Annotated in this window: 23 protein-coding genes; 6 read left to right on the top strand and 17 right to left on the bottom strand. The window is 60.9% G+C overall.

Annotated features, from left to right (window positions below):
• Positions 1 to 30 precede the first annotated feature (30 nt).
• The 8 genes from BHQ40_RS02605 to BHQ40_RS26460 form a co-directional block, all read right to left on the bottom strand.
• Positions 31 to 876 (bottom strand): glycosyltransferase family 2 protein, encoded by an 846-nt coding sequence (locus BHQ40_RS02605; protein ID WP_171905734.1) that lies wholly within the window; start codon positions 874 to 876, stop codon positions 31 to 33.
• Entirely contained in the window at positions 873 to 1,460 is a 588-nt protein-coding gene (locus tag BHQ40_RS02600; protein WP_070151902.1) for an SAM-dependent methyltransferase, read from the bottom strand. Before BHQ40_RS02600 ends, BHQ40_RS02605 begins: the two co-directional genes overlap by 4 nt.
• The gene (locus BHQ40_RS02595) at positions 1,460 to 2,146 is read right to left on the bottom strand and encodes a PIG-L deacetylase family protein (protein ID WP_083276647.1); all 687 of its coding nucleotides are present in this window, start codon (positions 2,144 to 2,146) and stop codon (positions 1,460 to 1,462) included. Before BHQ40_RS02595 ends, BHQ40_RS02600 begins: the two co-directional genes overlap by 1 nt.
• Complete coding sequence (locus BHQ40_RS02590) at positions 2,146 to 3,273, bottom strand: acyl-CoA dehydrogenase family protein (protein WP_070151900.1); 1,128 nt, start codon at positions 3,271 to 3,273, stop codon at positions 2,146 to 2,148. Before BHQ40_RS02590 ends, BHQ40_RS02595 begins: the two co-directional genes overlap by 1 nt.
• Complete coding sequence (locus tag BHQ40_RS02585; protein ID WP_070151898.1) at positions 3,270 to 4,316, bottom strand: glycosyltransferase family protein; 1,047 nt, start codon at positions 4,314 to 4,316, stop codon at positions 3,270 to 3,272. The genes BHQ40_RS02590 and BHQ40_RS02585 overlap by 4 nt, the downstream gene beginning before the upstream one ends.
• A complete protein-coding gene (locus BHQ40_RS02580) occupies positions 4,313 to 5,287 on the bottom strand; it encodes a glycosyltransferase family 2 protein (RefSeq protein ID WP_070151896.1) in 975 nt (324 codons plus the stop codon). Before BHQ40_RS02580 ends, BHQ40_RS02585 begins: the two co-directional genes overlap by 4 nt.
• On the bottom strand, positions 5,280 to 6,440 hold the full coding sequence (locus BHQ40_RS02575) for a glycosyltransferase family 4 protein (protein WP_070151894.1): 1,161 nt from the start codon (positions 6,438 to 6,440) through the stop codon (positions 5,280 to 5,282). Before BHQ40_RS02575 ends, BHQ40_RS02580 begins: the two co-directional genes overlap by 8 nt.
• Positions 6,441 to 6,511: 71 nt before the next feature.
• Positions 6,512 to 7,135, bottom strand: coding sequence for a hypothetical protein (locus BHQ40_RS26460; RefSeq protein WP_216094845.1), 624 nt, complete (start codon positions 7,133 to 7,135; stop codon positions 6,512 to 6,514).
• A 242-nt stretch (positions 7,136 to 7,377) separates the two neighbouring features.
• Here BHQ40_RS26460 and BHQ40_RS02565 point away from each other — a divergent pair, with 242 nt between their 5' ends.
• Entirely contained in the window at positions 7,378 to 8,091 is a 714-nt protein-coding gene (locus BHQ40_RS02565; RefSeq protein WP_070151890.1) for a Crp/Fnr family transcriptional regulator, read from the top strand.
• A complete protein-coding gene (locus BHQ40_RS26025) occupies positions 8,088 to 8,255 on the top strand; it encodes a hypothetical protein (protein WP_171905733.1) in 168 nt (55 codons plus the stop codon). Before BHQ40_RS02565 ends, BHQ40_RS26025 begins: the two co-directional genes overlap by 4 nt.
• Before the next feature lie 700 nt (positions 8,256 to 8,955).
• Here BHQ40_RS26025 and BHQ40_RS02555 read toward each other — a convergent pair.
• Both BHQ40_RS02555 and BHQ40_RS02550 read right to left on the bottom strand, forming a co-directional pair.
• Positions 8,956 to 10,056, bottom strand: a complete 1,101-nt coding sequence (locus BHQ40_RS02555; RefSeq protein WP_070151887.1) for an AI-2E family transporter — start codon at positions 10,054 to 10,056, stop codon at positions 8,956 to 8,958.
• A gap of 273 nt (positions 10,057 to 10,329) precedes the next feature.
• Positions 10,330 to 11,769, bottom strand: coding sequence for an IS1182 family transposase (locus BHQ40_RS02550; protein ID WP_070151885.1), 1,440 nt, complete (start codon positions 11,767 to 11,769; stop codon positions 10,330 to 10,332).
• A 1,681-nt stretch (positions 11,770 to 13,450) separates the two neighbouring features.
• Here BHQ40_RS02550 and BHQ40_RS02540 point away from each other — a divergent pair.
• From BHQ40_RS02540 to BHQ40_RS02525, 4 genes are read left to right on the top strand one after another with little or no spacing between them, the layout of a single operon-like run.
• Entirely contained in the window at positions 13,451 to 14,017 is a 567-nt protein-coding gene (locus BHQ40_RS02540; RefSeq protein WP_070151881.1) for an SRPBCC family protein, read from the top strand.
• Positions 14,017 to 15,207 carry a zinc-dependent alcohol dehydrogenase gene (locus BHQ40_RS02535; RefSeq protein WP_070151879.1) on the top strand — a complete coding sequence of 397 codons (1,191 nt, stop codon included), beginning with the start codon at positions 14,017 to 14,019 and terminating at the stop codon, positions 15,205 to 15,207. Before BHQ40_RS02540 ends, BHQ40_RS02535 begins: the two co-directional genes overlap by 1 nt.
• Before the next feature lie 18 nt (positions 15,208 to 15,225).
• On the top strand, positions 15,226 to 15,813 hold the full coding sequence (locus BHQ40_RS02530; protein ID WP_083276646.1) for a DUF4142 domain-containing protein: 588 nt from the start codon (positions 15,226 to 15,228) through the stop codon (positions 15,811 to 15,813).
• A gap of 10 nt (positions 15,814 to 15,823) precedes the next feature.
• Positions 15,824 to 16,606 carry an SDR family NAD(P)-dependent oxidoreductase gene (locus BHQ40_RS02525; protein ID WP_070152209.1) on the top strand — a complete coding sequence of 261 codons (783 nt, stop codon included), beginning with the start codon at positions 15,824 to 15,826 and terminating at the stop codon, positions 16,604 to 16,606.
• Positions 16,607 to 16,696: 90 nt separating this feature from the next.
• Here BHQ40_RS02525 and BHQ40_RS02520 read toward each other — a convergent pair whose 3' ends face one another.
• The 7 genes from BHQ40_RS02520 to BHQ40_RS02495 form a co-directional block, all read right to left on the bottom strand.
• On the bottom strand, positions 16,697 to 17,641 hold the full coding sequence (locus BHQ40_RS02520; RefSeq protein WP_070151877.1) for an NAD(P)/FAD-dependent oxidoreductase: 945 nt from the start codon (positions 17,639 to 17,641) through the stop codon (positions 16,697 to 16,699).
• Entirely contained in the window at positions 17,638 to 20,769 is a 3,132-nt protein-coding gene (locus BHQ40_RS02515; protein WP_070151875.1) for a TRCF domain-containing protein, read from the bottom strand. The genes BHQ40_RS02520 and BHQ40_RS02515 overlap by 4 nt, the downstream gene beginning before the upstream one ends.
• Entirely contained in the window at positions 20,766 to 21,323 is a 558-nt protein-coding gene (locus BHQ40_RS02510; RefSeq protein WP_083276645.1) for a PRC-barrel domain-containing protein, read from the bottom strand. The genes BHQ40_RS02515 and BHQ40_RS02510 overlap by 4 nt, the downstream gene beginning before the upstream one ends.
• 125 nt (positions 21,324 to 21,448) lie before the next feature.
• Positions 21,449 to 22,105, bottom strand: a complete 657-nt coding sequence (locus tag BHQ40_RS02505) for a DUF6766 family protein (protein ID WP_070151871.1) — start codon at positions 22,103 to 22,105, stop codon at positions 21,449 to 21,451.
• Between the two features lie 48 nt (positions 22,106 to 22,153).
• The gene (locus tag BHQ40_RS24875; protein ID WP_083276644.1) at positions 22,154 to 22,354 is read right to left on the bottom strand and encodes a hypothetical protein; all 201 of its coding nucleotides are present in this window, start codon (positions 22,352 to 22,354) and stop codon (positions 22,154 to 22,156) included.
• Positions 22,351 to 23,097 (bottom strand): Crp/Fnr family transcriptional regulator, encoded by a 747-nt coding sequence (locus BHQ40_RS02500; protein WP_070151869.1) that lies wholly within the window; start codon positions 23,095 to 23,097, stop codon positions 22,351 to 22,353. The genes BHQ40_RS24875 and BHQ40_RS02500 overlap by 4 nt, the downstream gene beginning before the upstream one ends.
• A gap of 104 nt (positions 23,098 to 23,201) precedes the next feature.
• Positions 23,202 to 23,729, bottom strand: coding sequence for a hemerythrin domain-containing protein (locus tag BHQ40_RS02495; protein ID WP_070151868.1), 528 nt, complete (start codon positions 23,727 to 23,729; stop codon positions 23,202 to 23,204).
• Between the last annotated feature and the right edge of the window lie 251 nt (positions 23,730 to 23,980).

Here is a 23,980-nt window from a genome sequence, read left to right as displayed (position 1 = left end):
TAGGCGGCGGGGGGTATGCCGCCACTTGTTTTAGAAAGCAGATAAGCGCCGCGCCCCTGCGACTTCATCAGCCGTCGGCAAACGCACTAACTTGATTTGGCATTCATCGCGCCAGATGAGCCCTTCTTCACCAAATGCTTGCAGCCAGCCTTCCATGGGCCAGATTTTCCAGCGATCGAAGAATAGCTGCGCGTTGCGCACGATGTCCTCAATATGCGGGAGCGGAGGGTCAAAAACTTCATGGTGCTGATGGAAGGCTCCTGGCCCGCCCATGAAAAGTAGCGGAATGCCGGCGCACTTCGCGCGAAAGCCAAAGTCGGTGTCCTCCGCCCCATAGCCCGAAAAAGCTTCGTCAAAGCCGCCTAGCCTGTCGAACTGGGTACGACGGATCCCAAAGACCAGCGACCAGAACAAACCGGCGTTGGCTTCCTCGCGCATTCCGGATGTGGGAAAATGTCGGACAGGGTGCGGCCGTGCGACGGCCAGTAATTCGTCCTCAGTCCAATTCCCACGCGCATCGGCACCGCTTAGATAAAACGCCTCGGCGCAAATCAGGCCGGCAGTTCGCCGAAGCTGGTCATCTATCACGCCCACGAGATCCCGCATCGGGATACAATCTACGTCTAGGAACAGCAGATTGTCGCAGGTTGCCGCTTGGGCCGCCGCGTTGCGGGCCGCTGCCAATGGCAAGCGTCCACCGCTGAGGGAAATAATTGTGGTGGGGAAAGCCGTATCGGGAAGCGTCACGGCCGGAGCGCTTGCCATATCGACGATGATAAGCTCGGCAGGCTGGACGACACTGCGCCTCAATCCCTCTACCAGCTGACCAAGATGCCCGGCGCGGTTTTTGACGATCGTCAAAACACTGAGGCTCATGATAGTCGCCGCCACAGGTCGAGCCGATAGCTTTCATGTCGATCAGTCTTCAGGACGGAGAATTCTGGTCCCAGTATCCTGAAGGTCTTGTCGACAGCGTCATCGCCGCTTTGTGGATAGTCGGTATCGCCTGTGTAATGGACGAGAAGAAGGTCACCGCCTGAAACAAGGTGATCGACGAGCCACGCCGCCGCGCGCTGGAGGTCCGCATCGTCCCAATAGTAGGCGACCTCGGACCAGACCACCAAATCGAACGAATCGGCAGGTGTCTCCTCCGGGAAGGCCATTTGAGCGATTTTGACGTGGTCGCAGCCTGCGGTTCGGTTGTGTGCGGCCGCAAGCGCAGTCGTGCTCACATCGATCGCCAGCAGCGATGCACAGAGGTCGGCAAGCAGCGAGGTCAGGACGCCTCTCGCGCATCCGACCTCGAAAACGGCCACGTAGTGTCGTCCCTCTAGAGAAATGATGCTTTCCGCAAACTTTGCCTGCTCATAGGGACTGCTTTCAAAATCCCACGGATCGCTCGTCCCTTGAAACATTTCCTCGAAATAGTCTGGGGGCAGGGTGCTCTGGTGGCGAGTCATTAACGTCTCCTCACATAGAGCAAGTCGCGGTCTGCCATCGACCGCTTGTCCTTGGGCAACCGAAACCCTGCGCCGAGCGATGCTGTGAGCTGACTGCGGTGAGCCGCTAATGCATGGCGCCGTCTGCCCGGCAACATTGGCGCAGTAATCAACGACAAATGGGTGCTTGGTGACGGAGCCGTGCCCCAGACGACATACTCGGCGATCGCCAGCGGTCGCTTTGAGATGGTCTGAACGGTATTTGCGAGTTCATTCGCCACAGCATGGTCGCAGTGCGGTTCGTTCGAAGTCGTGGTGGCCAGCACATCGACGCGCAATCGCGCGCACAAGGCGACCAGCCTGTGGCAACTGCGTTCGAACGCGGCTCCACCAGCTATTTCGGGGAAAGCGTCTTTCCAGCCTAAAAAAATGGGTGACGGGCTCATTTTACTGGAGAGCCGCTGCAGCGCCCGTCGCGCTTCGCGCTTGCGCGTAGCAATGAGCCGGGCGGGATCGACTTCATCTGCGCCGTGCGATCCCGACCCATCAGTCAGGAAAATCAGCCCCGCAAAGCAGCCTGCGGCTGCGACCTGTGCGATAAGGGCGCCTGCGCCTAGCGTCTCGTCATCGGGATGCGGTGCGAGAATCAGCCATCGGCGCCGTCTCCAGGGAGGTTTCTCGATTGGAACCGCGGAGCCAAGATGCATCACCAAAGAGCGTCTCCGTCGGCCCAGACGTCATGGTCGAGCCAGGCAAGGGCCGCCTGATCCTTTGCATAATCAGGCCCTGCCTGTCGGAGATAGAGACTGAGGTCGCGAATGATCTTGTCGATCCGCTGGCCATCGACGGCGCTTCGCGTACCAATGATACGGCTGGCCAACTCCATGACATCCAGAGCAGCACGCTCAACGATACCACGGGTCATGCGCGCAAATGCCGGACCATCGGGATCGCTTTTCGCTGCCCGGCAAGCGCACTCTCTCACCCATAGATAGGCAGTGCGGGTCGCGGCGACCGCATCGGCAAACTTCGCGCGTTGCAGCGAATTTTCGCGCGTTGCTGACGACATGGCCGCCCGCGTTTCGGTAAGCAGCGCCTCAATGCCGCCGAGCTGGACGGCGGTGAACCGCCAGGCTCCTGTTGTGAAATCCGGATCGCGATCATAGTCGCCGGCCTCGCCAAGCAGGTCGTCGACCGAGACGTTCATTCCGCCCAGATCATATTGGCCGCTGCCGGTCGCGCGCATGCCCCGGACCCGCCATTGCGACAAATCAGTCCTGTTCTCGTCATCAGCTCTGGCAATGACGAGCCGGCGAGACCCTTTCCCCGGCTGCGCCGTTATAATTGCCGAAGCGAGGCCGCCCGCGCCGGTTGCAAAGGACTTCACCCCGTCCAGAGTCCAGCCCGCTCCGCTTTCCCGAAGCTGCACACCCGGCGAGGGTTCTGTCGCCCACACACCGTAGAAAGCTCCGCTCATCAGAGCCCGACGCAGCACATCTTTTTGCGCATCTGTTCCGAACCATTCGAACAGGAGCATCGCATTGACATGCCCTTCATAAAGCCGGCCGACGCTCAGGTCCGCACGCCCGATGATCCGGAGCAGCGACAACATGCAGTCATATTGTGTTTGGCGGTCGGCAAAGACCTCACCACCCGCATCCTGCGGCGCAAAGGTACGATGCAGATCGGCGCCTTGAAGCAGCTTCAGGCTTTCGATGGGAAAAACTGGCGCGGCATCATAACGCGCCCCAAGGTCGACCAGCCTGCCCATGATCGAGCGCGCCCGTTCTTGAGGGGTGTCAGCTTTTGATGTCAGGCTCTGTGCACCAATCATGCTGCCTCCTCCCAGCTGGTACCGGACGAGTTGGCCATTCTGAAAAGCCATTGCGCCGCACTGGTTGCCCCCGCAGGATCATGCAAGCGGCGCCGAAGCTTGCCAGGCAGTGTCAACGCCTTCTGAATCAGATTGGGCCACTGCGCGGGCTCAGGCCAGCGCAACAGAACCACTGCAGCGCCAGCCTTTGATAGTCCGCGCGCTGTTGCCAGCTGTTCATCGAACGCTCGATTTTCAGGCAGACAGATGAACGGCCGGTCGGCTGCCAACAGGTGGCTTACCAGTCCGTCGCCTGCTGCACCTACGACCAGGGTCGCTGCGGACACCTCACGTTCGGGACAGTCGACCCAGCCGAGCATCGTCAGGTTCGGCGGCGCGCTTGGCGGTAGGGAACAGGGTCCGATGACCCGCCAATGCCATCCCGGGCATTGCGCGGCAGCCGCCGCGATTGCCGCACCGTCTCCACCCTTTCCACCTCTCCCGTTTACGACAAGGACGGTGTTCTGTGCGGTCTCGAAGGAGCCCATAGGTGCGGCCGTAATTCCTGGGAAATAGCGCGTTTTTTGTCGAACCCACAGCGGCGTGGCGTCAGCTTCGAGATCCTTATGAAACGGTGCGAGCAAGGCGGACGCACCCCGGAAGGCTTCCAGATGAGCGGTGTCGTTACGATCCCCGTTCAGTCGCACGTAAATGACGGGCACTGAGGCCAAGCGGGCCAGCATTGCAATTTCTGCCGAGACATCGACCACCATCAGAGACGGCGAACTTTCGTCGATCCATTGCGCAATCGCCGCTACCCGCGAGCGGACGCCCGGATGATCCAGCGGGGCATAGTGCAGCGCGTCCGGCCGCTTGCCGATACCATCCGCGCCATCGAACGTCTGAGAGGCAGCGCGATCGTCGGCAAGATCGATCCCTGCGGACCCGATATTCGTGCCGAGCAGGGTGACCCGTCCATCTGCGGCGTCGAAAATTGCTTTTGCTCGCGCCAGATGCCCCGCGCCGTGGTGATGGACATAATAGCCGATCGGCCGGTCGATCATCGCACGTCCTCCAAACGCATATCATGCGGCATGGCGGGGAGATTTGGTTCCTGAAGAACGATACCCGCCTGGCCATCAGCGCTGTGCCGTATCGCCCGTCTCCACAAGGCACGTTCGGCCCAGTGACGAAACGCCGGCGCCACGGGGACTACGGCCTCTCGTGCTGTCTCGAACAGTTCTCGCATTGCCGCTGCCATACCGCCTTCGGCGCGACCCTCCGTTCGCGGCGAAACCCACACAAAGACGTTCGCAGGATGGGCTAGCCGTCCCCCCTCGGCCAGAGCAGCCATTACCAGCGCGCGGTCTTCTCCTGTGGGGATGATCGGCACGCCCCCGCAGGCAAGGTACAATCTGGCGCGAATGGCGAGTGACGCGCCGGTGTGATCGCCGTGTCGCGGGGCGGGGTCCCATTCAACCGGATCGATCTGATCCTCAATGTCTCGAACCTGCGCCCAGTAGCGGTCCCATCGCTGGTAAAGCAGGGACACTGCGTCTGGAAGGGGCTCGCGCTCCTGATCGATAACGATCTTGCCACCGACCAGATCGGCTCCACGCGCCAAGGCGGCAGCGATGTTGCGAAGCCAGTCGGTCGGCGGACGTGTGTCCGCGTCTGTACTGACGAGGACGCCTCGATCGAGGTCTGAAATCTGGCGGAGGCCTTCCGTCATCGCCAGACGGCGCGCGGACCCGGCATGAGCCAGGTTCGGCGGAAAGTCTGCAATGGTCGCGCGTATGTCGAGGCGGTCGGCATGCCGCACACGCGCGCGCGCGATTTGCTCCAGGCTGTTGTCCGTCGTGTTGTTCACGGCGATCGCCACGCATATCCGCCCCGGCCAATCCTGGGCGGCAATTGCCTCGAAGAAAGCAGGCAGCCGATCACCTTCATTGCGGGCAGGGACGCATACACACATCGCCAGATGCTGCACGTGTTCAGCAACATCAGTGGTTGCCCGTTGAACCTCCTCAGACATGGAGCGGTGTCTCCATGGCGGCGTCAGGCCACGACCCGGCGGGCAAAGCGACTGCCGGCATCTGCTCGGCAGCTTTGCCAACCAACCGCAAACCCTTGCCGCCGCTCGTTGTCATGCGGTGGTACAAGGCTTCGTAAGCGTCGATCATCCGATTGGCATCACAGACCGCTTCAGCGCGCCGACGACAGTCGCGACGACCGAGCGAGAGCGCTTGCAGCGCCGCGCGCGCCAGAGAGTCCACATCATCGGGTAACGACAACACGCCGCAGGTATCATCGAGTATTTCCGGAATGGCACCACGCGCGAACGCTGCGACCGGAACACCGCACGCAAGCGCCTCGGCGACGACCAAACCATAAGGCTCGTCCCACAGCGGTGTGCAAAGAAACGCCCTTGCCCCGCCGACCAGTTCGGCAAGCTTGCCATGGGACAGGTGGCCAACATGGACCGCTTGGACTCCAAGATGGGGCGCGATTTGCTCGCGATAATAGACCTTGTCCAGGATCGGGCCAGCGATCTTGAGCGGCAAGCCCACCTGACGGGCTGCCGCCATAGCGAGGTGCAATCCCTTTTCCGGTACGATGCGCCCATACCAGACCAGATAGCCCTCGGGGTCCGGTGCCGAACGGTAGGAAAAGCGATCGAGGTCGATGCCGTTCAGGATCACCCCATCTGTCGGCATGACATGCTGCCATAGGCGTGAGACGGCTTCGGACACGCCGACAAACGCATTGTTGCGGGCGCGGCACAGGCGAATTCCGCTCTCGAGCCAGCAGAAGGGTGGGGTATGGAGTGTCGTTACCATTGGCATCGGCAAGCTGTCGGCCATCGTCACCGGGATATAATGCAAGCTATTATTGTGGATCACGTCGAAGCGTCGGTGGCGCAGCTCGATCATCAAGCTAAGATACGCATGGTGCTCCTTGAAAAAGGCGATATCGGGCGCTTCGGCCGTGCCAACCGTGCTAATCGCACTTTCCGAACAGATGGCCTCCAGACCCAGTTGCGCTTCAGAGCGAGAGGAAGCGAACACCGTCACGGAATGCCCTCGTTCGCTCAATGAGCGCGCAAGCAGGTGAGTGTGCATCTCGAGACCGCCGGCGAAGGGCTCGATAATCGGGTATTTTAAATGGGCGATGATGCCGATCCGCATCCAGGATGTTCCTCACAGTTGGGCGGGGCCTACAAGTTCGGTAGCCCCTCCGTTATTTTAAATTCACGGGCTTAGTGTTTTGGTAGCGCGGCCAAGTCGATTGCCGCTTCCCGGGGCCAGTAGCGCAGCGCACCGCAGGCCTCGATAAAGGCTTGGGCGTCAGCCGGCTTTGCAATCGCGAGACAGCCCTCGTCCAGATCGTCCACTATGCCTGCTTTTGCGAAGATTGGTTCGGCGTCAGCACTGATGCCGATACATTTGTAATGCGCAAAGGCATCGGTGGCGAAGTCCTTGGCCACCGCAGTGCGCGAGAGCAGGGCTGTGCCTTGGGCGGAAACCAGCACCGCCACTGCGTCGAACAGAACCGACGGCCCGCCCGCGCCTTGCTTGAGGCTGTTCTGGTCGTCCGCGACCGGGATGCCGTGCTGTGTCGTTAATGCTGCAACGTCGTCTCCTGCACTTTGTCGTGTCTTTCCGCCTGAACCTTCGGTCTCCTCATAGGCAAATGCGATTGCGGCATCTGAAGGGATCACGTCGGCTTTCTGCGGAGACTCGCCGCCGATATCGGCGGGCGACGAATCGGGCGGCGTGAAACTGACAATAGGCTTGGCCTTGATGCGGGCCGCTGAAGGCGTCGGGGACTTATTAGCCATGTTGCCCTTCATCTGACTATTGTTGGACGCAACTGGTGTCATGCCGAGTTCGGTCGGGCATGGGTCTGCGTTGATGTTGAGTGCTATCGGTCGAACAGGTGCAGCCGAGCGAAGTTGCCGCTCCGTAACGTAAATTAACCTGTGTCATCACGATTAATTGGGGGGGGAAGCAACGGCCCTGCGCTCAGCCCGTTATAGGTTGGCACAGACCCTGTCGCTGGTGTGCTGCGCCCATTGCGAGGTTCGCTACCTATGTTCACAGAACGGTTCCTCAGACACAGGCGGTGCATCTGGAGGTTGAGGAACGCGCCCGTTTCGAGGCGGCCATCAGTGAGGTAAAAACACTGTCGCCACGCCAGAACGTATTGACTGCCGGCGAGCCGCTCGATCACAGCATCTTGCTGATCGAGGGCTTCATGTCGCGATACATCGACCGGAATGGCTTGCGACAATTGGTTGCGGTCCACGTTCCGGGGGACTTTGTTGATCTGCATGCCTTTTCACTAGAGGTGCTGGATCACGACGTTGCCACGATGACAGCGGCAACCGTTGCCCTCGTGCCGCACAGCGAACTCGAAATCCTTGCCCAAGAGCTCCCGAAACTGACGCTCAAACTCCGGTTCTCGACTTTGATCGACGCTGCGATACACCGCGCCTGGCTGTTTCGGCTCGGCCGCCTCAATGCCGTCGAGCGCATCGCGCATTTTATCAGCGAGACCAATGTTCGCCTCATGTCGGCGGGTCTGAGCGATGGCAGGCGCTTTGCGCTGGGGCTTATTCAGCCCGATCTGGCAGAGATTTGCGGTCTCACCAACGTTCACATCTACCGGGTGCTGCGGCAACTGCGCGAGCAAAAGCTGTGCGTCTTCCGATCTTCCCTCGTCGAAATTCTTGACCCCGAAAAGCTGGCCGATCAAGGCCATTTCGATCCGGCTTATCTTTATATCGACTTGCAATCGACTGACGCCCTGTCCTCGCACCAAAGGCCGACCAAATGACTGAATTCTTCAATACGCCGCAGCCCCTGACTAAACCCGTTGTCGCCAGCGCGGAAGAGGAACTTGTGATGCTAGATGGCCTTGGCGGGGTTGCCATCATCATGACACCTGATACTGTCCAAAGGACCGGAACGAGCCTCATCTCAGCGGCGGAACCGGTCTAGAAACAAGCTTCGGACGCTGAATCCCAGCGGGTGTATGATGGCTTTTCAGGTTATGCTCGTCCGATGGCCTTAGGCTATTCGGTGTTGAAATAAGACTTCGCGCAGTCGAAATGATGAATGCTTCGAGGCAGGTAATTTCTGAACGCCTTGGAGTATTGATGACGCACTCCGCTCACTTGTCAGCAGCGACCATACCGAACCAGGCGAAACAATCCCTGAAAAGGTCGAGGCATTTTTTGAAGGCAGGCTCGGTGACTGCTGCGTCGTGGTGGTCAATGCAGAACACATGGCTAAACCATACGCAACACATGGGCGCAGTGGCTATGCGAGGGAGGGCGCCGGCGCTAAAGGAGATCACCGACCTGAACACTGAGGACAGCCGATTGGGCGCTTGAAGCTATTGAAGCCGGTGTGCGATTGGGGGTCAAAGTCTTGCCCCGTTTGATGAGAAAATTGTGGCAAATGCACGACGCTTAGGTACCCATAAGCATTTCTACGCTCCAACCGAAAATGTTGATATTGTAATTATGTCACGCTCATTTTCTATACGATCGCTCTGCAGGTCGATATTCCAGAAATCGTCGAAGATCAGGCTCCGAAGCCTCCTCTCTGATGACACGATTAGTCCGCTTTTAGCGAACGCCGTCGTTCGAGCACGCAGACCAGAATAGCAGCAATGTCTCAAGAGCAGATCCTTCGCTCAGGCGTCATCCGTTGCATCTGCCACGGATTGAGTTTGAAGCGATGGGCTCGCGAAACGCTGCTCCGTGAGGATCTGCCATCCGGTCATGAACAGAGCGCCAGCGAGTGGACCTACCACGATCCCGCTCAAGCCTATCAGCTCGATCCCGCCTAGCGTTGTGACCAGGACCAGCCAATCGGGAATACCAGTATCCCGCCCGACCAGTATCGGGCGAAGGATATTGTCTGTAAGTCCGATGACAAAAACACCGGACGCAATGACGACAATGCCCTGCCATATCGCACCGGTAGCAAGAAGATAAACCGCGACCGGTGCCCAGATAATGGCCGGGCCGATCGCCGGGAGGAGGGCGGTTATCGCCATTAACATTCCCCAAACAAGAGCTGCCGGCAAACCTACAATCCAGAAGGTAATCGCGCCCAGGGCACCTTGGACAAGCGCTACCAAACCCGATCCCTTTATAGTTGCGCGCACGACTGTAACAAAACGGGCGGCGATCCGCTCGGCCGCCGAGGGTTCGAGAGGTAGGGCGCGCACGATTGCGGGGCCGAGCGTTCCCCCGTCGCGTAGAAGGAAGAAGGTGACATAGAGGCCGACGCCAAAAGCGAGCATGAACGCCGCGGCATTTGCGCCAATGGCCAGCGCCCGTTTCGTCAGGATGCTGGCGCTGTTACTGACGGCTTCCGAAATCTTGGCCTGAGCCCGCTCGAATGTGCCGAAGCCTGCATTCTCCACCAAGTCCTGCACTCGGCGGGGCAGGACGTTGTGTATCTGCTCGAAGTATAAAGCGAAGTTGATCTGTCCACTGCGGATCTGCGTGTAGACACCTGTTGCCTGCTCAGCGACAAGGCTGCCGATAACCAGCGAGGGGATGATCACCGCTACGGTGATGATTAGCAGCGTTAGCGCGGATGCAAGGTTCCGGCGGCCTGGCCACCGCACCAGCAAGCGCTGATACAGCGGCTGGAACAGCAACGCTGCGAGCGCTGCCCACAGCAATGCGCCTAGGAAGCTCGAAATCACGAGCGTGAGTCCAATCGTCACAATTACTAGGAACACGATCAGGCCGCCATTTTCTAATCTTTGTTTGACAACCATTCAACTTCCCCCAATTTTGGCCACATGCCGAACTTGCCGCGGAATAACTGTCAAGGGAGAGATTTCGTTTCGGCGAGGCAAAAATAAGCGGATGGCGCGATGGCGAAGCACCAATGTAATTCTAGATGAGTGCGCTCTAACGCAAAATTGTACCCTGCATTGCCGACCTTGAAAGTCTTCGGCAGCAGTCGACCGAGGGCGTGTAAAAACGCTTCTGCACGGGATGATCGGAGCGTCGTCGCAGCCGTATGGGGCCCGCTGGAAGTCGGTTGGTCAGGTTCGGATTGCCTGGATGAGGGGCTGCACGCCGAACAACCGGATCATTCTCTTGATGTTGTAGGCGAGAACCGAGAGGCTCATTTCGGTTCGGACCTTTTCGAGCGTTTTTGTCAGAAGATGCGCGCTACTCGACCATGATTTGAGGGTGCCGAAGACGTGCTCGACGGTTTTTCGGCGCTGGATCATCGCATCGGGCATATGGTCGAGCCTCGCCTGCATGACATCGAGCACGCCTTCGTGCTTCCAGCGCATGACGCGCTTTACTTTTTCTGGCGTGCAGCGCGGCCTGAGCACGCATGTGTGGCATGCGGCAAGATTGCGATATTGATCCATGTCGTCGCGACGATCGGAGGGGGCAGTCGCCTTGGTCAACGTCTCGCCCGCAGGGCAGATGTAATGATCTTGCTCAGCGTCGTAGACGAAGTCGTGGCGGCTAAACATGCCGGTCTTGATGCCGATCGCGGTGTGCGACTTAGGAATGCACGGCAGCACGCCGGTCCCCTCGCAGGCCAGCACCTGATCGCCATTGTAATAGCCGCGATCAGCAATGACGGTGATCTCATCGACCCCCATGGCGTGTTTGGCATCCAGGCCCATCGGCACGAGCTGGACGCGATCGTTGCCCTCGGTGACAACCTCGTGAGCGACGATCAGATGGTGTTTGGTGTCGACGGCAGCCTGCAAGTTATAGCCAACGATACCCGTCCCACGGCCGCTGCTGTTCATCGAGCGCGCATCCGGGTCGGTGAGTGAGACCTGATGGTCGGGAACTGCTTCGACCCGGCGCTCCATCTCCTTGAGCAACTGCATGTGGCGGCGCAAACGGGTGAGCTTCTCCTTGATCCGGTCTGTCCTGGCTTCGGCGACATCACCGGACTCGCGGTCGGCCCGGTCGAGTGCCGCCAGGTAGCGCTCGATGCTGGCGTCCACCTGTTCGATGCGCCTGGCGACCTTGTTTGTCGTGAAATTGCGATCCCGGTTGTTGACTGCCTTGAACTTGCTGCCGTCAACCGCGACCACCGCCTGTCCGAACAGCCCCAGCGACCGGCACAGCATGACGAACTGCCGGCATACCGCCCGAAGCCCCGGTCCATTGTCACAACGAAAGTTGGCGATGGTTTTGAAGTCGGGTGCGAGACGTCCGGTCAGCCACATCAGCTCGATATTGCGCTGCGCTTCACGCTCGAGCCGACGGCTCGACTGGATCCGGTTCAGATAGCCGTAGAAATAGATCTTGAGCATCGTCGAAGGATGGTAGGCCGGGCGACCGGTCTCGGCAGGCGTCGCGCCGGCAAAACCCAACGCGTGTAAATCAAGCTCGTCGATAAAGGCCTCGACCACCCGGACCGGGTTGTCCTCAGACACGTAATCATCCAGCGATGCGGGCAGCAGAAAATCCTGCCGGCGGTCTTCCCCTTCGACGAAACGGCCCATCTCAAAGCCTCCCGCAAATCCAGGAAAAATATAACACAGTCTCGCGTTTTTACACACCCTCGACCAGAGCCGGCCATTTGTGGGAATAACGATAGTCGGCAGCTTTCCCGGAAGCGGACATAGCCCATCAGGCAGAGAAGCATTGGCGATCGAGGGCTGCATCGAGCGGGAGCTTATCACGTTCGATCCTTCGTCGAGTCCGCCAAATGCCTAGATGTAGGAGTCAAGCATCGTCTCGCCGCGCCAGGACTCGTTCAAAGCGTCTGACTTCTGCTGAATTGTAATTCGGTCATCCGGGCATATCTGCGCTGTATCAGAGACGCGAAAATCCATGAGGCAAAGCGTCGTCGGCTCGAACAAATGCTCGCTGAACTGAACAACGGCCATCCCGTATGAAGATGACTTGGCCCTGATTAACGTGAGCACGAGCCTTCGCCATCTATCGTCGTCAATCGCCTCGATGGCGTAATCAGCGAACACGGTTCGCTTCGCAGCAAAGCTCGAAAACTACCGTTACCGCTTTATAGTTTATGTCGAGGCACCCAACACACAAACCTGAATTATTAGCCGCGATGACACCTATTTGCCTCAGCCCACATCCGCCAATGGCTCGCCTCCGAGAAACTCCGATTTGAGCTCGACGGACTGCTGCTCGCTAGGGTTTTTCCTAACCGAGGGGTCAAACGCTCTGCCCGCCCGCTGGAGGCGCTATGGCTCCTTTAACCCGACAGCGAACGTCTGAGACATTGGCCAGTCATCGATCAGGCTTACGCGCAACTGGCGAGCACAACTGGCGTCAGTGAGGCATCCCGACAAAGCTGAACAGCCGCTTGGTGTTGATCGGCTTGCGCAGGAAACAGGCGTCCGCCAGCAGACTGGTGGTGTCGAGCGTGGCCTTGTCGGAGGTAAGGATAAGCGTCGTCGGCGGCCAGCGGTCGCGAATTTAATGACTGGGTTCTGTCCATCCATTGAGCCCGGCATCTGAATATCGGTCACCACGACCTCGATCTCGGAATGGCGTCCCATCAGCGCAATCGCTTCGTCGGCCATTCAAGCCGCCGACCCTCTGTTTAAAAAAACTCATCCAACATCAATGGCGTTTCAGGGAGCACGCTTGACCAGCGACGGCGTGATAGAGCAAGCGCTCCCGTCCCCGTCCCCGTGCTCGGACCTGACGCCGGGCGCCTGATGCGAACAGGGGAAGGATAACCTGAACAACAAACTATGCTTGGTCAGGATAATCTTCCGGCTTGACCGAGCCGACATTAGGGCGATCCTCTGGCTTTTCAGGAGCCTGCCCGCCGGGCGTCTTTGTATCGCTTTCCGTCGCATCCGGGCGTGCATCGCCGAGCGGACCTCGCTTTTCCTCTGTTTGTTCAGCCGAAACAGTCATTTCATTTTCCTCTTCTTCTACGATAGTAAAGTCAGAACGCGATGATCAGCCCATCGGTCCGCGCATCCTCGCTCGCGATCTCCTTTTCTGGCCGCAACTGACAGAAATCGTGTCGATCCAGGTTAGTTTTCGCCGATAGCCGGGTACTTCCCCGTCTCCGCGCGTTCTCTCTGAGCGACGCTGCCTCCCCTTCGCAAAGGTCCGGCGGTCTCGAGATTACCGAGAGACAAGACGAATACTTGTTTGCGTCGGAGCCGCCACAAACGAACGGAGAAGGAGCTGCGAACGATGTCCGATGACGCGCCACTGACCACATCCAAGAATGCGCAGGTTCGGCAAGACTCTGCCGAGGACCTGATTGGCATCGAGAGCGCCGACCTGATCGGTCGTACTGTGACGATCAATCGCCCCCGCGCCGAACTCTACGCCTATTGGCGCGACTTCGAGCAGCTCCCGACGTTCATGGACAATGTCGAGCGCATCGACTGTCTATCAAAGACGCGCTCCCATTGGGTCGTGAAAGCGCCGGCTGGAGCCATGGTGGAGTGGGATGCGGAGATTATCGAGGAAAGCGACGGCGAACTGATCGCCTGGAGGTCCGCCGAGGGCGCTGACGTCCCCAATAGCGGGCGCGTGGAGTTTCGCGACGCGGGCGACCGCGGCACCATAGTGACAGCGACGATCGCCTATGATCCCCCGGCCGGCACGCTCGGCAAGCTGATAGCCAAGCTCTTTCAGCGCGAACCTGCCATTCAGGCGCGCCGCGATCTGCGCCGGTTCAAGCAGCTGATGGAGACCGGTGAAATAGCAACTGCGGCCTGGACGATGGCTCAGCTGGATGAGGAGAAAGCCTGATGCGCGCGCTCACCTGGCACGGCAAGCATGACGTCCGCGTCGACACGGTCGACGATCCAGAGATTCTCAATCCCCGCGACGCGATTATCAAGATCACCTCGACCGCCATCTGCGGGTCCGACCTTCATCTCTACGATGGCTATATCCCGACCATGCAGGCCGGTGATATTCTCGGTCATGAGTTCATGGGCGAGGTGGTTGAAACCGGCCCCAAGTCCACGCTTAAAAAAGGCCAGCGCGTGGTTGTGCCGTTCACGATCGCCTGCGGCAGCTGCTACCATTGCGGCAAGCATCAATATTCGGCCTGCGACAATGGCAACCCCGCCGACAACCAGGATATCGGCCAGGAAATGTACGGCCAGCCCATGTCGGGCCTGTTCGGCTATAGTCATCTGACGGGGGGGTATGCAGGCGGCCAGGCTGAGTATGTCCGGGTGCCGTTCAGCGATGTCGGCCCAATCGTCATTCCCGATGGCCTCGACGATGACGACGTGCTGTTCCTGTCGGACATTCTTCCGACCGGCTGGCAGGCGGCGGAAAATGCCGACATCGAGCCCGGCGACACGGTAGCGGTCTGGGGCTGCGGGCCGGTCGGGCTCTTCGCCGTGCAGTCGGCGTTCCTTATGGGTGCCGCGCGGGTCATCGCGATCGACCATTTCCCGCACAGGCTTGAACTCGCCAAGCGGTTCGGCGCCGAGACCATCAATTTCGAGGAATCGAAAACTTACGAAGCGCTGATGGAAATGACTGGCGGCATCGGCCCCGACGCCGTGATCGACGCAGTCGGGCTCGAAGCTCACGGTTTCTTCGTCGACAATGTCATCGACCAGATCAAGGCATCGCTGTTCCTGGGCACCGACCGGACCCATTCGATCCGCCAGGCCATCCACGCCTGTCGCAAGGGTGGCCGCGTCTCGATGCCGGCAGTCTATGGCGGGTTCGTCGACAAGTTCCCGCTCGGCGCCTTCATGGAAAAGGGGCTGACGCTCAAGACTGGCCAGACCAGCGTCCAGCATTATATGCCGGCCCTGCTCAATGCCATCGTCGAGGGGAAGATCGATACGACCTTCCTCATCAGCCACCGGCTCCCGCTCGAACAGGCGCCCGAGGGCTACAAGATGTTCCATGACTCTCAGAATGACGTGACCAAGATCGTGCTCAAGCCCGGCCTCGACCGGGTCGCACGCTGAACCACTAGGAGACGGACGATGAAGCTTTACCATGGAGCCGCGCTTGCCGCCTGCCTGCTCGCAGCGGCGTGCAACGATACGAAGAGCGGCACGCCCGCCTCGGAGGCGCTCGACGCCAATTCCGTGACGAGGAACGTCGCGGACACGACGCCGGCACCCAACGCGGCGAGCCCATCGCCGACCACCGCAGCCAATTATCTGGCGATGGCCGGCGCCGGAGATTTGTTCGAGATCGAATCTTCGCGCGCCGTCCTCGGAAAGAGCGACGACAAGGCGGTCAAGGATTTCGCGCAAATGATGATCGAAGCGCACAGCCAGTCGACCGAAAAGCTGAAGACGGCCGCGACCAGCGCCGGGCTCACGGTCGCTCCGCCCGCGCTCGCGCCCGATCAGCAAACGAAGCTCGACACGATCAAGAACGCGACGGGGGCTGCGGCCGTCTCCGCCTATGTCGCTGCCCAGCGTGAGGCGCACGCCGCCGCCCTGACGCTGCATCAGACCTATCAGCAAAGTGGCGATAGCCCAGCCCTGAAGACGGCGGCTGGCGAAATCGTCACCGTGGTCCAGCACCATATCGCCATGCTGGCCAAACTTCCGGGGGCTTGAAGGTATGGATATGACCAGACGCTTCGCCGTGATCACTGGCGCATCGACCGGCATCGGCTTTGAGCTCGCGCACCTCGCGGCCGAGCAGGGCTATGACCTCCTCATTGCCGCCGACGAAGGATTGATCGCCTCCGCTGCCGATGATCTCCGCGCCAAAGGCGGCGAGGTGGAGGCCCTCGAGGTCGATCTGTCGTCGATCGAGGGCGTCGACCGGCTCATCGAGGCTGCCGGCGGCCGACGCATCGACCTTCTCTGCGCCAATGCCGGCACCGGCACGGGCGGCGCGTTCCTCGACCAGTCTGTAGAAATCTGGCGCCACGCCGTCGACACCAATGTGACGGGTACGCTCTACCTCCTGCAAAAAGTGCTTCGCGATATGGTGGCGCGGGACGACGGCAAAATCCTCGTTACCGGATCGATAGCGGGGTACATCCCCGGCGCATTCAACGCCGTCTATAATGGCACCAAAGCCATGATCGATAATGTGACCGAGGCGCTTCGGAACGAGATCAAGGACATGAAGGGGGTCACCCTCACGACCCTGATGCCCGGCGCCACGGACACCGAATTTTTCGCGCGGGCCGGCATGCTCGACACCGATGTTGGCCAGGATTCCCACAAGGCCGATCCGGCCAAGGTCGCTCGCGATGGATGGGACGCGCTCATGGCGGGCAAGGGCCACATCGTGTCGGGCTGGTCGAACAAGCTGCAGGTCGCGACCGCAGGCGTGGTGCCGCAGTCCATATTGGCGGAACATCATCGCAGGATGGCAGAGCCAGGCTCGGCGGATTGAACGGCTAAGCGCCGGACGCGCCCTGACCGCCCTGCAAGACGGCGGATCGTATGCTATCCTACTTAAAAAGGCCTGATCCTGCGCGCCCAATCAGCGCAGGAGCGGCGCGATGGCCGCTAGATCGTTTCGGATCGTCGTCGCTGCGACGCCAGCTTCCCCCATGGCGTGGCTGATCTGATCGAGCCCTTTGGTGACGTCGCCCGCTGCGTAGAGGCTGGCGATCGTGGTGCGTTGATGCGGGTCGACCACAAGGCATCCCTCGTCCGTGGCCGTCGCGCCAAGCTCGGTAGCGAGCTCGGATCGGATCGCGGAGCCGAGCGCTGGATAAGCGGTGTCGAACCGCGCCACGCCGCCCGGGATCGGCACAAGAATATGGTCGCCGTCGATGGTCAAAGGCTCGCAAGGGCCGTCTTGGAGCACAACCCCCGCCTCAACCAGCCTTTGCCGTTCGGTGCTACTCAGCGCATAACCGCCGGCCGGAGAGATGAGCGTGACGTCTGCGGAATACATCCGCAAAAACAGAGCTTCATTGTGGCCATGGGTCTGCGTTCCGATGACGGCGATGCACTTGTCCGTCACCTCATAGCCGTCGCAGATCGGGCAATAGCGCAGCAGTCCCCGTTGCAGGGCTATGTCATGAAGGTCAGATGCCATTGGCGGGCGATTGTTGACGACGCCGGTCGCCAGCAGCACCGAGCGCGCCCGCCACTTCCTGGCACCACTCCTCGCCACGAACCCCGTTTCCGCTCGTGCAAGAGACTCGATGGCCCCCGACACGATATCGACCCCGAACTCCTCGGCCTGAGACCGCATCCGCCCCAGCAGGTCGAGACCGGTGATGCCGCCGGGAAATCCAGCATGATTGTGTGTCCGTGGGATAAGCGACGCCCGGCTTTGGCCAGCATCGATGATCCGGATCGAAAGGCGAAACCGTGCGAGATAGATGGCTGCCGTAAGCCCGGCAGGGCCCCCGCCGATGATCAGGCAGTCGAGCGGTGATTCGTCGTCGCTCCTGCTCGAAGCCGCGACCGTCATAGCGAGACCTCGCCCAGGGCTTCGAGGAGTTCGGTGACGCGAGCCGATCGCTCTGCGTCCTCGGTCGCCTCCTTGAGCAGCCACCGCCCGTCTTTTGCGATCAAGCCCAGACCACCGGGCGGCCGCATCTGCTTGCCGTGTGGCGTGAGCGCAATGGCGGCCGGCCCGGCATCGACCCGGACAATCCCCGCCATCCGGGCCAGCAAGGCGATGCGCGCGAGCGCCATCAGCTGCTGCGCGTCCGAGGGGAGAGGGCCAAACCGATCGAGAAGCTCCTGTTCCATAGCTTCAATCTCGCCCTCGTCGCCCGCGCGTGCGATCCGCACATAGAGGCCAAGCCGGATATCCTCCTCCGGGATCCACGCTTCCGGCAGCGCTCCCGCGCCTTGGAGGGCGATCTCGGGCATCCAATCAAGGTCCGTCAGCCCGCGCGCCTGCTTCAGGGCCTTTTCGAACAGATGCTGATAGAGATCGACCCCGATGAGCTTCATGTGACCAGCCTGGGTATCACTGAGCGGATCGCCCGCGCCCCGCTGGTCGAGGTCGGCGGCGGCGATGTCAAAGCCAGCACCGAGCCGGTCATAAGTCGACAGCGTCCGCAGCCGCTTCATCGTGCGCGCGGCAATGTCGGCACCTTCGGTCACCAGAAGCACTTGGCCACGCCGATGACCCCGCCCAACCCTTCCGCGCAGCTGATGCAGCTGTGCCAATCCAAAGCGATCGGCGCGCCAGACGATCATGGTATTGGCGCGCGGCACGTCGAGCCCGGCCTCGATGATGTTGGTTGCCAGCAAGATATCGCCGTCGCCACCGGCGAAGCGGACCATCGCCGTATCAATATCCTTCGCCGGCAATTTGCCATGGGCCTCGATCCGAACAAGGCCAGGGACGATGCGCTGAAGCCGCTCCGAAAAAGGCGCCATGTCGTCAATACGCGGGACGACTACGAAGCTCTGGCCGCCGCGCGCGCGTTCGCGCAGCAAGGCAGTGCGCAGGCGTGCGTCATCGAGCTCGATCAAGCTTGTGCGGATCGGTTGCCGCCGGGCCGGCGGGGTCGCAATGATAGACATTTGCTGAAGGCCGATTATCGCCCGGTGCAAAGTTCGCGGAATAGGCGTCGCGCTCATGGCGAGGAGATGAACATCGTGGCGGCCTCGCAGCCGGGCCTTGTCGGCGGCGCCGAACCGTTGCTCTTCATCGATGATGACCAGACCGAGCCTGGCAAAACGCACGTCCTTGCCCATCACCGCGCCCGTGCCGACCACGATCGCGATAGAGCCGTCCGCCAATCCAGCCTTGACCATCTTCTTCTCGGCCGCAGTTGAAAGACGGGAAAGCCCGGCCAACTTGATTCCGAGAGTGTCGAAGCGCTGCTCGAAGGTCTGCAGATGCTGGCGCACCAGCACCGTCGTCGGCGCCGCGACCGCGACCTGGTACCCCGCCAGCGCGGCCAAGGCGGCTGCGCGCAAGGCGATCTCGGTCTTGCCGAACCCCACATCGCCAATCACCAGGCGGTCCATGGGGCGACCACTGGCCAGATCGTCCCGCACCGCCTGCGCGGCGCGCGCCTGATCGGCGGTCTCATTGAACGGAAAACCGCTGACGAACCGCTCATAAAGCGCCGGGTCCGGTTCGAGGATCGGTGCGGTGAGACGCGCACGCTCCTCCGCCAAAGCGAGGAGGGCCTGTGCGTTCTCGGCCACGGCCGCCGCGATGTCGCTGCGCCGCTTCTGCCAGCTCGATCCATCGAGCTTGTCCAGCGAGACTGCGTCCGCGTCCGCACCATAGCGCCAGATCCGGGCGGCTTCGCGCACCGGGACGAGACGGCGTGACCCGCCGGTATATTCCAGCGCGATCGTCTCGCTACGGGAATCGCTGGGATCGACTTCCAGACCCGCCACCAGACCGACGCCATGATCCTCGTGAACGACGACATCGCCGCGCCTGATGTCGCCGCCGCTGCGTGCGAGCGCCGCCATAACCGGCTCGGTCGCCGCATCGATAAGAGCTCGGCTCCCCAGCAGGTCGCCGGCAGCGACAAGCAGGACGGCGTCGGTCAGAGCGCCATGATCGATCGGTGAGATCAACGCGGCCCCGCTGCCTGCAGCCAGCGCCGTGGCCGCGCTCAGATTTTCGACGAGGGGCAGAGAAATCTTCAGCCGCCCCGCGAGACGAGGCCGCAGAAAGCGGATATCCCGTTCACTGCCGATCAGCACAAGGCGCCGACCGTGGAGGAGGGGCTTAACGAACCGGGCCAGCGCTCTGAGCGGCGAGCGTTCTTCGATAAAGCGGGGGATCGGCTCAACGGTGTTCGCGTCGAGAGGGTGCACCGCCCATTCGGCCAGGGCAGCCGCCCAACTTGCCTCGCCAATGGCATCAACGATCCTGTCCTTGCCACGGGCCGCGTCCTCGGCCAGCCGGATGAAGCGCTGGCGACGCGCGTCTGCTTTAGGCGACAGGAAGAGCGCGCCCGGCGGCAGATGCGCTAGGATCGATGTGCCTGCGCCGACATCGGGTTCGAGCGCGCGTCCAATCGCCAACGAGTGGCAGTTCTGGGTGCTGAGCTGCGAGGCAGGATCGTAACGGCGGATAGCGCTGATCGTGCCATCGGCGATCTCGATGCGCGCAGGTGAACCCGCATCCGCGGGAAATATGTCGATGACATCGCCGCGAACCGACACTTCGCCGGGTTCATCGACACGGTCGTCCTCGACATAGCCCACCGCCGCCATATCATTCGCGAAAGTCGCCTGATCGATCTGGTCGCCGACATTGAGGGACGGCGGCGCAACCTCGAAAGACGCGGGATCGGCATAGCGGCGCGCTGCCGCTTCTCCGCTCATGATCGTCGCGAGCGGCGATCTTTCGGGGTCCTGCCCAAGCCGCCGAAGCGCACTGAGCGCCGCCACGCGGTGACCGACATTGGCCGGCGAAGCCGGAGCGGTATCGCCCGGCAGCGCATCGCTGGAAGGCAGGAAGATGACAGGATTGTCCGGCGCCAGCGCCCTGAGCGCATCGGCAGTCGCCTCTGCCATTTGCTCGTCGTCGGCGAGATACAGGACATCCCCTTCGATCAGCGCCTGCCATAGTATGAAGGCCGTCTCGCCCAAACCGCGCGCCTGCGTCATCGCATCAGCTCCGGCTCAACAGCGACGGGCGCGGCGGGCCAATCGCCTTCCTTCAAGGATGGGAGCGCCTCGAAGCGATCGAGGGCACAGACCAGTTCAAGTTTCTCGCAGGCGAAGCGGATATCTGCGCGCGCGACCGCTCGGAGAGTCTCGGCGATGCCACCGACGCCGTCCGAGGCCACAACCACATAGCTGACATGCCCCGTCTCGCAAGCCACCAGCGCCTCGACCGCCTTGCCCACGGCCCGGCCATCTGCGGTTACGACCGGCATCCCGCTGATGCCCGTGGCGGTGAAAAGATTGGGGTGACGGGATCGGCGACTTGCCGCCTCGGCGGACTTACCGCCGTCCTCATAGGCGCGTTGCCTGCCAAGCCACCGCCAGATGCCGACAATGTTGACGAAGGTCAGGAAAACGTTGGTGGCGAGGAGGTTGGTCTGCCCGGTGGCGAAACCGAGGAGTGACCAGGCAAGAGATCCGGCCGTGAAGATCACGAACCCCCAGCCGGTGACACGCGCCCCGAGATTGGCAGCGGTCATCATCGCAGCGATCATTGTGGCGACAGGGGCGACCCAGCCGGCAAGCGTTTCCAGGATGAATTCCTTTTTTCTTGAACGTCCAAATTGCGGTCGAAGGTGCTGGGCGCCAAACGGAAGCGGAGATTAGGCGAGACACGCGCCTATTCGCCGGTCTGGCTGTGCGGCGCTGCCACCGCTTTGGATTCCGGCGATTCCCGTTGGCGCAGGAAGATAGACAGCACCACCAGAACTGCGGTCGAGAGGAACTCGCTTTGCCAGTTCTGGAAGGATTCGAACCAGAGCTGCGCATCGCCGAGATAGGACCACAGCGTGGGCGCGGCCTCACCATGTTCGATCGCATCCTGGGCGGCGACCCGAGCGCTTTGGGTCCAGTGAATGACGAATGACATCAGGAACAGACTTGCCAGAACAATTCCCAGTGACCGGGCATAGAGCGCCCGCCAGAGTGGTCCCCAGCGCAGGATCGCGGGCGCGCCGGGCTTACCAGCTTGCGTGACAAGCTCGGCATCTCGGGTCGGTGCGTCAGGATCTTTTGACTCGGCAGAACCGCGCTGGATGAAGCAGGCAGTGAGGACGACATAGGTCGCCATCTGCAGAAACTCGCTCTCCCAATTCTCGAATACGCTCGAGAGAAATTCCGGGCTAGCCGTATAGGCCAGAAGGCTGAGGATCGGCTGGCCGTGCCTCCGTGCATCGTCCATCGCGACGTGCCAGCCCGCAAGCCATTGGCCAAAGATCGAGCCGGCAAACAGCAGTAATAGAACCAAGGTCAGCCCGTTATTCTTCAAGAACCTCATATCGGCCTCGTCTGTCTTCGTCCGCCGCGGTCCCAAAGGACGGGCTGCTCAAGTCGATGTATCGCCATGCCGCGTCTGGGTGCGGGCGGTATCAGCGGCTGATAGAAGGCTATTGGCAGTCCCGGTCGCGGCATCGGGAGTCATCGTAACCGCCACACCGTCGGGACCTTCGAGAATGACAACCCCGGCCTCCGCCGTTGCGACGCCGGGTTCAGTCTCGGGCTGGGGAACAGTATCTGGAACGCTCATCTTTGCGCCTTTGATGCTTCGCCCGGCGCGAGCGCGGGCGTGATGTAGAGATAGGCAGGATCGAACTCACCACGACGGGCCAGCCTTTCGGGATCGGGGATCTCGACGAGCGAGGATCGGAATGTGCAGAGCCGCTCCTCGCGTAGCTGCCGCATGATCCGGTTAACATGCACGCTAGTGAGGCCACAAATCTCGGCAAGGTCATTCTGGGTGAGGCCCAGTGCGAAACGCCGGCCATCGCTTAACCCCGCTGAAATGAGCCGGGCGTTCGTTTCCGAAAGGAAATGCGCAACCCGGCCCAGTGCATCAAGACGGCCCAGTCGGAACAGCCAGGCCCGGTGGATGGCAGCGTCGATGAGGGTCGCAAACCAGAGCTTGTCGATAAGCGAGGGCATGTCAGTCTTGATCCGGTCGAGTGCGGTATGGGGTACGATCGCCACGGTGGCTGCCGTCATCGTCGCGACATCGTGATCAAGGATTTTGAGCGGATAGGAATGAAGATCGACAAAGTCGCCCGGCACATGGACCGCGACAAGCTGCCGTAATCCACGACGATCGTCGATATAGCGTGACATGAACCCTTCGATGAGCAGAGTGCTCTGCTCGATCCGCTCACCGGCTCGCACGATGATCTGCCGCGGACCGACTGTTTTGACCTCGGCAATGGCATCTTCGAGCATAGCACGCTCGGCAGGTTCCAAATCGACGCCGCGCCGGTCTCTAAGAAAGCGTTCTGTAAACATGATTGCCTCGTTCGTTCCTCCGATCGGCGCAGAGCGCGCCGTTTGTGACTCCCCCAAAAGACGGGGGCGTCCAAGGGGTTCCCGGCGAAGCGCGGTCTTCGCGATTATTGCCCAGCCTCCGCCATCAGCGCGGCTTTGCGTTCAGCGAGCTGGACGCCAAGAGCCTTGAGATCGAGGTCGCTGTCCCGAGCTTCCGGGAACATCTCGCTCTCCTCTTCCTCGACATGATGCGAAACATATTCGCCAAGGACAGTGACCTTGGCATCGTACAGCGGCTCGCCTGGTTCCATCGCGCGGATCTCGGCGATCAGTTGCTTGGCGCTGGCATGCTCGACCTCGGCTTCGTCGAGGAGGTCATCATCATCGATGCCTTCGCGCGCGGCTGGGTAGAAAATCTCTTCTTCGATCTGGGTATGGACCGTCAGCGCCAGGCAGATCCGCTCGGCTAGCGCCTTCTTCTCGGCCTCGTCCTCAAGCTTTTCATAGTTCTTGAAATAGCCCTCCACCTCGCGGTGATCGGCTTTCAGGAGCTTGATCGCATCGGCCGGCTTCGCGGCGGCGCGCTGGGTTTTGCGGGTGGTCTTTGAGCCAGTCTTCGGCTTCGCTTTGGTAGCGGTCTTGGTTTCGGCCATGGGATGCTCCTCGTCGGTCGACCTCATGTGGATCGATGTCGGTGGAACAACGGTTCAGCCATCGGTTCGGAACTGCGCTTAGCAAAGAACTAACCTCTGTCAGGACGATTTTGCGGGTTTGATAGTTTTGAGCCGCGCGCGTGCGGTCACTCGCGAACAATCGACCTGACAGAGGTTAGTATTGCGGTGCACGAGGCAACCCGCCTGCCTTTCAGCGATTGCTGCTCCGACTGGAAAGTATCGTCGACATG

The organism is Sphingobium phenoxybenzoativorans, from assembly GCF_001757355.1.
GTDB classification, from domain to species: Bacteria; Pseudomonadota; Alphaproteobacteria; order Sphingomonadales; family Sphingomonadaceae; genus Sphingobium; species Sphingobium phenoxybenzoativorans.
This window is presented reverse-complemented; position numbering and strand designations above follow the sequence as displayed.